This window comes from Formosa sp. Hel1_33_131 (assembly GCF_001735745.1).
Lineage (GTDB): Bacteria > Bacteroidota > Bacteroidia > Flavobacteriales > Flavobacteriaceae > Hel1-33-131.
This window is the reverse complement of record NZ_CP017260.1, coordinates 1,659,628-1,671,550: the sequence shown is the minus strand read 5'-3', so window position 1 is coordinate 1,671,550 and position 11,923 is coordinate 1,659,628. Positions and strand designations below refer to the sequence as shown.

At 40.0% G+C, this 11,923-nt stretch carries 8 protein-coding genes; 7 read left to right on the top strand and 1 reads right to left on the bottom strand.

Annotation, left to right across the window (positions count from 1 at the left end; genetic code table 11):
• Window positions 1-157 precede the first annotated feature (157 nt).
• The 4 genes from FORMB_RS07530 to FORMB_RS07515 all read left to right on the top strand — a co-directional run bounded on the left by FORMB_RS07530 (window position 158) and on the right by FORMB_RS07515 (window position 2,356).
• Complete coding sequence (locus FORMB_RS07530; protein WP_069676871.1) at window positions 158-583, top strand: SufE family protein; 426 nt, start codon at window positions 158-160, stop codon at window positions 581-583.
• Window positions 580-906, top strand: a complete 327-nt coding sequence (locus FORMB_RS07525) for a DUF59 domain-containing protein (protein ID WP_069676870.1) — start codon at window positions 580-582, stop codon at window positions 904-906. The genes FORMB_RS07530 and FORMB_RS07525 overlap by 4 nt, the downstream gene beginning before the upstream one ends.
• 2 nt (window positions 907-908) lie before the next feature.
• Window positions 909-1,415: a DUF2480 family protein gene (locus tag FORMB_RS07520; protein ID WP_069676869.1), complete on the top strand. Its 507-nt coding sequence runs from the start codon at window positions 909-911 to the stop codon at window positions 1,413-1,415.
• Window positions 1,416-1,501: 86 nt separating this feature from the next.
• Window positions 1,502-2,356: a DUF3078 domain-containing protein gene (locus tag FORMB_RS07515; RefSeq protein ID WP_069676868.1), complete on the top strand. Its 855-nt coding sequence runs from the start codon at window positions 1,502-1,504 to the stop codon at window positions 2,354-2,356.
• A gap of 207 nt (window positions 2,357-2,563) precedes the next feature.
• Here the strand turns inward: FORMB_RS07515 and hflX are convergent, their stop codons facing one another.
• Window positions 2,564-3,778 carry a GTPase HflX gene (gene hflX, locus FORMB_RS07510; RefSeq protein WP_069676867.1) on the bottom strand — a complete coding sequence of 405 codons (1,215 nt, stop codon included), beginning with the start codon at window positions 3,776-3,778 and terminating at the stop codon, window positions 2,564-2,566.
• Between the two features lie 190 nt (window positions 3,779-3,968).
• On the opposite strand from hflX, the gene FORMB_RS07505 reads away from it, so the two are divergent.
• Genes FORMB_RS07505 through FORMB_RS07495 form a run of 3 tightly spaced genes read left to right on the top strand, consistent with a single transcriptional unit; the run spans window position 3,969 to window position 11,920 of the window.
• On the top strand, window positions 3,969-6,731 hold the full coding sequence (locus tag FORMB_RS07505) for a fibronectin type III domain-containing protein (RefSeq protein ID WP_083243932.1): 2,763 nt from the start codon (window positions 3,969-3,971) through the stop codon (window positions 6,729-6,731).
• Window positions 6,671-10,981 (top strand): gliding motility-associated C-terminal domain-containing protein, encoded by a 4,311-nt coding sequence (locus tag FORMB_RS07500; RefSeq protein WP_231925580.1) that lies wholly within the window; start codon window positions 6,671-6,673, stop codon window positions 10,979-10,981. The genes FORMB_RS07505 and FORMB_RS07500 overlap by 61 nt, the downstream gene beginning before the upstream one ends.
• A gap of 21 nt (window positions 10,982-11,002) precedes the next feature.
• Complete coding sequence (locus FORMB_RS07495) at window positions 11,003-11,920, top strand: PorP/SprF family type IX secretion system membrane protein (RefSeq protein WP_069676864.1); 918 nt, start codon at window positions 11,003-11,005, stop codon at window positions 11,918-11,920.
• Window positions 11,921-11,923 lie beyond the last annotated feature (3 nt).

Sequence of the window (11,923 nt, the reverse complement as noted above, 5' to 3'; positions counted from 1 at the left end):
ATTTAAGAATTGTATTTTTGCATTGTAAAACATCCATAACCAAAACTTGATACCCAAGAAAATGATTAAATGGATGTACTATACTTGCACTGAGCCTGCCTATCGGCAGATAGGCGCAGTCGAAGTGTAATCTTTGAAAAACAATAAATATAAACACATGAATATTGAAACGATACAAGCGGATTTAATAGATGAGTTTTCCATGTTTGACGATTGGATGGAGCGGTATGAACACATGATCGATTTGGGAAAATCATTACCTCTCATCGATTCAAAATTCAAAACGGAAGACAATATCATCAAAGGCTGCCAGAGTAAAGTTTGGCTTCATGCCGATTTGGAAAGTGAAAAAGTCGTGTTTTCTGCCGACAGTGATGCCATTATCACAAAAGGCATTGTTGCGATTTTAATACGTGTATTTTCAAACCAAAGTCCTGATACTATCTTAAATACCTCAACCGATTTTATTGACGAAATTGGACTTAAAGAACACTTGTCTCCTACCCGAGCAAACGGATTGGTGAGTATGGTAAAAAAAATAAAAATGTATGCGCTTGCATATCAAACACAAATAGGATTATGAGTACCGAAAAAATTGACGTAAATGCTTTGGGAGAAAAAATAGTACGTGTTATAAAAACCATTTTTGATCCAGAAATTCCGGTAGATATTTATGAATTAGGATTGATTTACGACGTGTTCGTAAATGAAGACTATGAAGTAAAAATCTTGATGACCTTGACCACGCCCAACTGTCCTGTAGCAGAAACCCTTCCTTTGGAAGTAGAGGAAAAAGTTAAATCTTTGGATGCTGTGAAAGATGCGGAAGTCGAAATTACGTTTGACCCACCATGGACACAAGAGTTGATGAGTGAAGAAGCGAAACTTGAACTTGGAATGTTATAGCAATGGCGACTGGTGAAATTGTAAATCGTGTTGCCAACAGTGTACTTGTCACTCTTGATTTAGAGGACTATTATCCTAAGGGAGCACGTGTATGTTTTGACATTAAAGACTGGCTTTACGAAGGCTTGGTACTTCGAGAAAAAGAATTCAGGGCGTTTGTAAACACCCATGATTGGTCGGTCTATACAAATCAATTTGTTGCTCTGCATTGCACTTCTGACGCCATCATTCCTGGCTGGGCTTATATGTTGGTTCGACTCAAACTTTCAGGCGTTGCTACGCAAGTTGTGGTGGGTGATTTAGAAGTTTTAGAAACATCCCTATATCAAACGATCATTGAAGATTTAGATCTTGATTTCTGTAAAAATAAGCCTGTTATTATCAAAGGCTGCTCTAACAAACCCGTGCCACAAAATGCTTATCTTTTTCTGATAGATAAATTACAGCCAATCGCAAAATCCATTATGTATGGCGAAGCCTGTTCGTCGGTACCTTTGTTTAAAAAATAAATAAGGATTCTTTTCCTTTAGATTTATCAATTTATTTCAATTTTATATATTTGCACTTAATTTAAAACCCCTATACCTACAATCACATGAAAAAATTTATTTTAGTATTCGCTCTCATTACTCAATTCCACAGTCTGTACGCGCAAGAGGAGCCCACAACGGAAACTACCGAAAAACCCGTTTGGACTAGAGGTGGTAGCTTTACATTTTTATTAAACCAGTCTGCATTTGAAAACTGGGTTGCCGGAGGAGTTAGTAGTATTTCTGGAACTGTTGGCATCAACTATGATATTAATTATCTTAAAGGCGATTGGTCTTGGGACAATAAAATCATTGCGTCTTTTGGAATTACGAAGATTAAAGAGCAAGACATTAAAAAATCGGATGACCGTTTGGAATGGAATTCTGTGTTAGGAAAAAAAGCAAAAGGCTATTGGTTCTACTCTGCATTCGTCAATTTTAAAACACAATTTACAGATGATTTAGACAGTGATACGGAAGGTCCTACCAAGTTTTTATCTCCTGGATATTTACAGATAGGTCCTGGTATGCTTTGGAAAAAAAGCGAAAATTTAAAGGTGAATATCGCCCCTGCCACCACCAAATTAATTGTTGTCGATAAAAACCTTACCCTTCCAGACGCTGCTTATTTTGGCGTGGAAGAAGGAAAAAGCACCCGTTTTGAGTTTGGTGCTTCTGTAGGTGCCTATTATAAATTTGATTTGATGAAAAACATTTCCATGGAAAACACCTTGAATCTTTATTCAAATTATTTGGAAGACCCACAAAATGTCGATCTTGACTATACCATGAATTTAGTCATGAACATTAACAAATACATCTCAACTACTCTGGCATATCAAACCATTTATGATGACAATGCTTTTGAAGGTTTACAAACCCGACAAGTGTTTGGATTGGGAGTCAATTATAATTTCTAAGGAATAATCGCTTCGAAGAGGCTGTCTGGAAAATAGCAAACCTGTCATTCTGAATTTATTTCAGAATCTCCATTAACTGAAATTCAATTTGTTTTAGAATCTGAAACGAGCCTACCTTCGGTAGGTAAACTTGTCTGCCGACAGGCAGGACTGCCTGACGGTAGTCAGATTCAGATTGACAAGAAAAAAACTTTTCAGACCCCTCTTTTACTCTATAATATCTTCATAATCGGGGTACAAGAATCGATTGTAAGGAAAACGTTTCACATGAATTTCACGAACCGTATCGTACACCCGTTTTCTAAAATCTTCTAAGTTCTCTTTGTTGAGTGCAGAAATAAACAGTGAATTTTCACCAATTTTTGACATCCATGTGGACTTCCATTCGTCTAAAGAATAATGAGCTTCGGTACGAACCGCAATCAAATCCGTGTCATCAAAAGGTTCTGCTTCGTAAGCATCAATCTTATTGAACACCATGAGCGTGGGTTTGTCTAACGCATTAATTTCTCCTAAAATCAGGTTGACAGATGCAATATGATCTTCAAAATTGGGATGCGAAATATCCACCACATGCAGGAGCAAATCCGATTCTCGAACCTCATCTAAGGTACTCTTAAACGAATCGACCAATTGCGTGGGCAATTTTCTAATAAACCCAACAGTATCACTCATCAGAAAAGGCAGGTTTTTTACCACCACTTTCCGAACTGTTGTATCCAGGGTTGCAAATAATTTATTTTCTGCAAACACATCCGACTTGCTAATGACATTCATCAACGTCGATTTCCCAACGTTGGTATAGCCCACCAAAGCCACCCGAACCATGGCGCCTCTGTTGCTTCGTTGAACGGACATTTGCTTGTCAATTTTTTTTATCTTAGCTTTTAAAAGGGCAATTTTCTCTCTTACAATACGACGGTCCGTTTCAATTTCCGTTTCCCCTGGTCCGCGCATTCCAATACCTCCTTTTTGACGTTCAAGGTGTGTCCACATTCCTTTTAATCGGGGTAATAAATATTCGCACTGTGCCAATTCTACCTGAGTACGGGCATAACTTGTTTGTGCACGTTGTGCAAAAATATCCAGTATAAGGTTGGTACGGTCTAAGACTTTACAGTTTAATATTTTACTAATATTACGTTCTTGAGCGGACGATAACTCGTCATCAAAAATGGCAGTTCCTACTTTATGCTCCTCTATATAGAGACGCAACTCTTCCATTTTACCCGTTCCAATAAAGGTTTTGGGATTCGGCTTGTCCATTTTTTGAGTGAAACGTCTGAGCACTTCCCCACCAGCTGTATAGGTCAGAAATTCAAGTTCCTCTAAGTATTCTTCGGACTTAGTTTCATCTTGTAATTTTGTAATTACTCCTATTAAAACAGCTTTTTCTAAGCCGATAACTTTTTTCTCAATCATATAAACGTATTGGTCAAAGGTAAAAATTAATAGCTAGACTGAATCATCCAAAATTTAAATATTTAGGGAAGTTCGGAATTCGGTTTTATGTGCTTAATCGATTTTATATGTGTTTAATCGATTTTATTAGATTGAATTAAATGTAACTTAAAAAAAACAACTAACTTCACTGTCTAACCAATTTAACATTATGAAAGATATTACTTACGCATTAGCGGTCTTTTTCTGCACGCTAATTTCTTTTGGTCAATGCGACTACTCACTAAAAATGATTGATTCTTACGGAGATGGATGGAACGGAAACACTATGAATGTTTCGGTTAATGGCGCTCTTGTACTTACTGGAGTAACCATCCCAGCTGGTGGCTCAGAACTCATTTTACCTTTTGCGGTAACCGATGGAGCTGATGTCACTACAGAATGGCTTGGTGGCGGAGGGTTCGCATATGAAACTAGTTATGAAATTCTTGATTCAACAGGAACCTTTGTTTTATCTGGAGCTGAATCTTCTATTACAACTGGCACAATTACGGCATCTTGCCCAAGTTGTGTAGCGCCTACAGCACTTACTGTTGACAGTACTACTGATGTCGGAGCCACAATCTCTTGGACAGCTGAAGCCGGAGATGCAGCATGGCAATATGAATTGGTTCTTACGGGTGAGACTCCTACAGAAACAGGGACTGACACTACAGACAATCCACTAACAATTACAGGCTGTTATGCAAATACTGGCTATGACTTATATATTAGAACCGATTGTGGAGACACCGAAAGTACTTGGGGGATGGTTAGTTTTACAACCCTTCCAGTACCCTTTACGATGCCCGGATGTTTTGATTTTGAAACGGGTGCTTTAGGTGCAAATGCAGGTTTATCGTCCGATATATATTCGGATGCAAGCTTAGACGCTGGAGCGGCGGCCTTTGCTTCCGATTTTGGAATTCTTTTAACTGGTGGTGATTCCGGAACTGGATGGACTGGTGGAAGTTCTGATACCACAGAAACAGAAGCATGGGTTGACAACGTTACACACCAATCGGCAGTGAGTATTACTGTAGATGCAACTGCAGAAACCGTTGTTGTTCTGACTTTTGATTTAAAACAAACCTATAGCTATGGTGCTAAGTACTCTAACTTTAGAGTCACGGCAAATGGCACGCAAATTGGTGGAACTTTAAATCCTACTACAGCAGGTGCAGATTCTTTTGTCAATCAATACTACGATTTAAGTGCCTATGCAGGAACGAGTTTTAATTTAAAACTAGAACACAGTGGTAAATATAACGCAGCTTACTCCGCACCAGGAGATCAATCTCTAATTGACAATATATGTATTACGGCACCAAGTTGTACGCAGCCTAGTGCAGCGACCGCGACCGCTGTTACAGCATCGTCGGCAGATATGAGCTGGACACTAGGTGCTACTGAAACCACCTGGAATATTGAATATGGTCCTGCTGGATTTACACAAGGAACAGGTACTACAGGTACTGTAACAACGACAGCCTATAACTTAACTGGACTGGATTCCAATACAACCTATCACTTTTATGTGCAAGCAGATTGTGGGGATTCTACAAGTAATTGGGTAGGCCCTGTAGAATTCACGACAAGTCCTGGTTGTGGAGATACGCTTTATGATTCTGGAGGCGCTACTGGAGATTATGCAAGTAATGAATTAACAACCGTCACCATTTACCCTGATACTACAGGAGATCTTGTGACCTTTACCTTCCTAAGTTTTGAAACAGAAGCTAATTGGGATTTCTTAACTGTTTATGATGGACCCGATGTGAGCGCAACTGAAGTAGGTGTATATGACGGTGCCACTGTACCAGACGCCATCACCTCCTCACACCCAACAGGGGCTTTGACTTTTGTGTTTGATAGTGATGGGTCTGCAAATCGTTCTGGATATGAAATTTTAATCTCTTGCTCCCCAGCACCTTCTTGTCTTCAAGTAAGTGATTTGGTGGTGTCAACAGCTACGGGAAGTACCGCTGATATTTCATGGACTGCAAATAATGGAGAAACTGCTTGGGAGTATGTGATACAAGCTCAAGGCACTGGTGAACCAACCACTGCAGGAATTGCAATCACAACAAATCCTTTTACAATTACTGGATTGAACTCTGCAACAGATTATGAAGTATTTGTAAGAGCCATTTGTGATGCCACTGATTCAAGTCCTTGGAGAGGGCCTGTAAACTTTACAACAAGTCCTGCATGTGGAGACACACTATATGACTCTGGTGGTGCTACTGGAGATTATGCAAGTAATGAATTAACAACCGTCACCGTATATCCTGACAATGCAGGAGATCTTGTGACCTTTACCTTCCTAAGTTTTGAAACAGAAGCTAATTGGGATTTCTTAACTGTTTATGATGGACCCGATGTGAGCGCAACTGAAGTAGGTGTATATGACGGTGCCACTGTACCAGACGCCATCACCTCCTCACACCCAACAGGGGCTTTGACTTTTGTGTTTGATAGTGATGGGTCTGCAAATCGTTCTGGATATGAAATTTTAATCTCTTGCTCCCCAGCACCTTCTTGTCTTCAAGTAAGTGATTTGGTGGTGTCAACAGCTACGGGAAGTACCGCTGATATTTCATGGACTGCAAATAATGGAGAAACTGCTTGGGAGTATGTGATACAAGCTCAAGGTACTGGTGAACCAACCACTGCAGGAATTGCAATCACAACAAATCCTTTTACAATTACTGGATTGAACTCTGCAACAGATTATGAAGTATTTGTAAGAGCCATTTGTGACGGTACGGAACCAAGTGATTGGAGAGGTCCTGTAGCGTTCGCAACATCGTATCTTTGTGGAGACACTATGTACGATTCTGGAGGGGCTACTGGAAATTATGCAAGTAATGAATTCACAACCGTCACCATTACCCTGATAATGCAGGAGATCTTGTCACGTTTACCTTCCTAAGTTTTGAAACAGAAGCTAATTGGGATTTCTTAACTGTTTATGATGGACCCGATGTGAGCGCAACTGAAGTAGGTGTATATGACGGTGCCACTGTACCAGACGCCATCACCTCCTCACACCCAACAGGGGCTTTGACTTTTGTGTTTGATAGTGATGGTTCTGTAAATGATCCTGGATATGAAATTTTAATCTCTTGCTCACCAGCACCTACTTGTCTTCAAGTAAGTGATGTGACCGCTACAAATGCAACAACAACTACAGTAGATCTAGGCTGGACTGCTTACAACTCTGAAGTCCTTTGGAATATAGAGTATGGTCCTGCTGATTTTGTACAAGGCGCAGGAACTACTACTGTAGCAAATTCAAATCCTTTTACATTAACTGGATTAGACAACAACGCTACTTATGATTTTTATGTCCAAGCCGATTGTGGCGATGGAGACACAAGTGCATGGGTAGGTCCTTTGAGCTTTACAACACTTCCGGTTCCCTTTACGATGCCGGGATGTTTTGATTTTGAAGATGGTGTTTTAGGAGCCAATGCAGCTTTATCTTCAGAGATTTATGCGGATGCTAGTTTGGATGCTGGAGCGGCGGCGTTTGCCTCCGATTTTGGAATTCTTTTAACTGGTGGTGATTCCGGAACTGGATGGACTGGTGGAAGTACTAGTACAACAGAAACAGAAGCATGGGTTGAAAACATTACACACCAATCAGCCGTAAATATAACTGTAGATGCAACTGCCGAAACAATTGTTGTTTTGACCTTTGATTTAAAACAAACTTATAGCTATGGTCCCAACTACTCTAACTTTAGAGTGACTGTGGATGGTGCACAAATAGGAGCCACTTTAAATCCAACGACTGAAAGTTCAGATCCATTTGTCAATCAATACTACGATTTAAGTGCTTATGCAGGCACAAGTTTTGATTTAAGACTTGAACACAGTGGGAAATATGACGCAGATTACTCGGCACCAGGAGATCAATCTCTTATTGACAATATTTGTATTACGGCACCCACTTGTACGCAGCCTGGAGCAGCAATTGCAGAAGCGATTACCACTTCATCCGCAGACATTAGCTGGACACTGGGAGATGCTGAAACTGCTTGGAATATTGAATATGGTCCTGTTGGATTTACACAAGGAACAGGGACAACAGATACGACTGTAGCAATGGCTTATGACTTGAGTGGTTTAGAGTCCAATACGACTTATCACTTTTATGTACAAGCAGACTGTGGCAATGGAAACACAAGCAATTGGGTAGGTCCACTGGCCTTCACCACAGCTCCTGGTTGTGGAGATACTCTTTTTGATTCTGGAGGCGCTACTGGAGATTATTCAGGTAATGAATCGATAACTGTCACTATATACCCTGAAACTGCAGGAGATCTTGTGACTTTGACCTTCATCAGTTTTGAAACGGAAGCAAATTGGGATTTCTTTACGGTTTACAATGGACCAGATGCAACCTCAGATGTATTAGGAAGCTTTAGTGGAGCAAATGTTCCAGATCCTGTTTCATCAACAGATGCTACAGGCGCCTTGACTTTTGTGTTTGAAAGTGATGGGTTTGCTAATGATCCTGGATATGAAATTTTAATCTCTTGTGCACCCGCACCAAGTTGTTATCCTCCAACAGCACTGACCATTTCTAATATTTCTGGTTCGACAGCTGATTTTGATTGGACTGGAGCAACAGGAAATAGTTCTTGGGAATATATCATAGTTCCAACAGGCGATCCTGCACCCACTGGAAGTGGGTCTGCAGCAACTGTGACCTCTACACAATTTACAGGCTTGGATTTTGAAACGACCTACGATGTATATGTACGTGCCGATTGTGGTGCAGTAGATGGTTTTTCTACATGGTCTGGACCCGTAACCTTTACAACCACACAACAAACAAATTATACTGTGGACTGTGCATCCGGAGTTCCCGTAAACATAAATTATTGTTATGAAAATAACGACACCATGTTTTGGGTATTCACCTCTACAACTGGATTTCCATTAAAATTAACTTTTAATGCGGGTACAATTGAAGGAAATTACGATGACATTACGATATACGATGGACTTGATAACACAGGAACGGTGTTGTTTAACAACAATACAAACAACATGGATGATCTTGCAGGTCTGGTTATTGAATCGACCTCAACATCCATATATGTAGAAGTAGATTCAGACGGCTCTAGCAGTTGTGATGCAAGTACTTTCTATACCCCGTGGGATTTTGATGTGAGTTGTAAAACCTGTATCACACAAACTGTTTCTTATGATATCATAGGCGACTGTGAAGTCAGTCAAGAATTCTTTATTGAAGTTGATATTTCAGATTTAGGAAGTGCAACATCAGTGGTTGTTTCTGACAACCTCGCAAGTGCAGCTCAGACGGTGACAAGCACAGGCGTCATTACTTTTGGCCCTTACACAGCAGGCTTCAATGTGATAATCTCATCTGTAAATAACGATGATGACTCTTGTCTGGTGAATAGTGGTGCAATGACCTTTTTATGTCCACCACCACCAAACGATTGTTCAATTATATATGCTGGAGAAGACACTACTTTTTGTGAAGGCACCAGTACTAATTTAACAGCCGCTTACCATATTTTAGGACAAGACACTACGGCTTACGAAGTCAATTTACAACAATCGTGTCCAATGCCAGCACTTGAGGGTGGGACGCCAACAAGTGTGGATACTGATGATACTTGGTCTGACATTATTGATTTAGGGTTTGAGTTTTGTTTCTTTGGAGAAACTTACAGTCAAATTTTAATAGGATCAAATGGCGTACTGTCTTTTGAATTTGAGAATGCAGGAGGTGGTAATGGATACAGTTTAGATCCAGGAGACACTTTACCGAACTCTTCAAATTCAACCTTATCAGAAGCAAATATATTTGGAGTTGGTCACGATATTGATCCTTCCGTTTGTGGAGACATCAATTATGTCATATTAGGCGCATCGCCATCAAGACAATTTGTTGTCAACTATTCTGAAGTCTGTCATTTTGGATCTTCTTGTGGGGATAACAAATCAAGCTCACAGATTATTCTTTACGAATCGTCTAACGCGATTGATGTGAATATTTATGACAAACCAACGTGTACGGCTTGGAATGATGGCAACGCTGTTGTTGGAGTTCAAAACGTACCAGGAACAGTTGCATTTACACCGCCTGGAAGAAACACTGGCGTTTGGGATGCTACAGATGAATTTTGGAGATTTACTCCTTCATTAGGAGATCCTGATTTCACAATTGAATGGTTTGATGGCACAACGTCTGTAGGAACTGGTGAAACTGTAACGGTAGCACCTTCTGTAACAACTACGTACACCGCAGCAATTACATATACCCTTTGTACTGGTGGAACAGCTACCATAACAGATGATGTAGAAGTAGGTATTAACCCAACCCCAGAACCAATCGCAACTGAAAGCAACATTTACCGTTGTTCAGGTGAAGAAAGTATTTTGGAGGTAACGGTTACGAATTCGGATGTCTTAGCGACGATGACGTATTATTGGACGTATGATGGCGTTGATGTACAAGCGGGACCTGATAATACCTATACAGTCCCAGCAGATTCAGATCAAACTGGCGAGTATTTTGTTACTGTAATTGATGAAAGAGACTGTTTTGGTGAAACCACCATTACTTTGGTTGCAGGCGTAACACCTCAACTTGAAGAGGATACCATTTTTACAAAATGTATGAATGAGGATACGGATCTTTCTGTAAACGTTCTAAATATGGATCTTTTAGGAAGCGATCTTGAATATGTTTGGTATATTGGCGGAACTGAAGTTCAATCTGGCTCAGATTATACTTACACCCATGTTGCAGGAGAAGCACTCGGATTTGTGGAGGTAGTCGTTATAGATTTTAATACGACCTGTCAATCATCCACAACAATTGAAGTCGCTGGCTTTATGAACGCGGACTGTGTGGACATCCCTCAGGGACTTTCACCAAATGGCGATGGTGTAAATGACTGTCTTGTTTTAGATCATTTAGAAGCATCTGATGATATTGTCAAAGCTGAAATCTATAACAGATACGGAGTCAAAGTATTTGAGTTGAATGATTATACAAGCCAATGGTGTGGACAAGATGCGAGTTCTGGAAATTCAAATTCTAACGACTTATTACCCGTTGGAACTTATTTCTATGTGATTCAATTTAACTCTGGAAGAGCACCGATTACAAGCTGGATATACCTAAATTACTAACCAAAATAACAATAAACAATAATGAAAAATTTAGTAATAATTTTATTTACACTACTGTGTGCCTCTCAGGTGAATGCACAACAGGATCCACAGTACACGCAGTATATGTACAATATGAATATTATCAATCCAGCTTATACAGGATCCACCGAAGGCTTGGCCGTTGGCGCCTTGTACCGTAGCCAATGGGTGGGACTCGATGGAGGGCCAGAAACCTTTACATTTAACATCCACTCCCCTGTTGGGAAACGAGTTGGCTTGGGATTGTCTATAATCGCAGATCAAATTGGCCCTGTTAAGGAAACCAATGCGTATGTAGATTTCTCTTACACCATTCCAGTCGGAACGGTGACCAAATTAGCATTTGGTGTGAAGGGTGGTTTTACCTTTCATGATATAGGGATTGCAGAAAGTCAAATTACACTGATAGATCAAGGCGATCCATTTTTTGCAAATGCCATCAACGAAACCACTCCTAACATAGGAGCTGGAGCCTATTTCTATAAGCCAAGCAAGTACTATATTTCGGTATCAATCCCAAACATTTTAAATGGGGTGCATTTAGATGCGAACGGGACAAAAATTGGTTCGGAGTCCGAACACTTTTTTGCAGCTGCAGGGTATGTGTTTGATCTTTCAGAAAACTTTAAATTAAAGCCACATACACTTATAAAATATGCGTTTGATGCGCCTGTGAGTTACGATATAAATGCAAATGTATTTATGTTTGATGTTGTAGAAGTAGGTGTCGGCTATCGATTGGAAGATTCTTTTAGTGGGATGGTAAATTTTCAGGTTATGGACAATCTAAGAATTGGATATGCGTATGATGCGATTCAATCGGATTTGGACATTGTGACCAGTTCATCGCATGAAATTTTTATTAATTTTGACCTTAATTTCTCAACTAAAGTTTCACGGTCTCCACGTTATTTCTAATCT

Coding starts and splice junctions, on each gene's coding strand:
- FORMB_RS07520 (WP_069676869.1), top strand. CDS start 909: ATGGCGACTGGTGAAATTGTAAATCGTGTTGCCAACAGTGTACTTGTC.
- FORMB_RS07515 (WP_069676868.1), top strand. CDS start 1,502: ATGAAAAAATTTATTTTAGTATTCGCTCTCATTACTCAATTCCACAGT.
- FORMB_RS07505 (WP_083243932.1), top strand. CDS start 3,969: ATGAAAGATATTACTTACGCATTAGCGGTCTTTTTCTGCACGCTAATT.
- hflX (WP_069676867.1), bottom strand. CDS start 3,778: ATGATTGAGAAAAAAGTTATCGGCTTAGAAAAAGCTGTTTTAATAGGA.
- FORMB_RS07525 (WP_069676870.1), top strand. CDS start 580: ATGAGTACCGAAAAAATTGACGTAAATGCTTTGGGAGAAAAAATAGTA.
- FORMB_RS07530 (WP_069676871.1), top strand. CDS start 158: ATGAATATTGAAACGATACAAGCGGATTTAATAGATGAGTTTTCCATG.
- FORMB_RS07495 (WP_069676864.1), top strand. CDS start 11,003: ATGAAAAATTTAGTAATAATTTTATTTACACTACTGTGTGCCTCTCAG.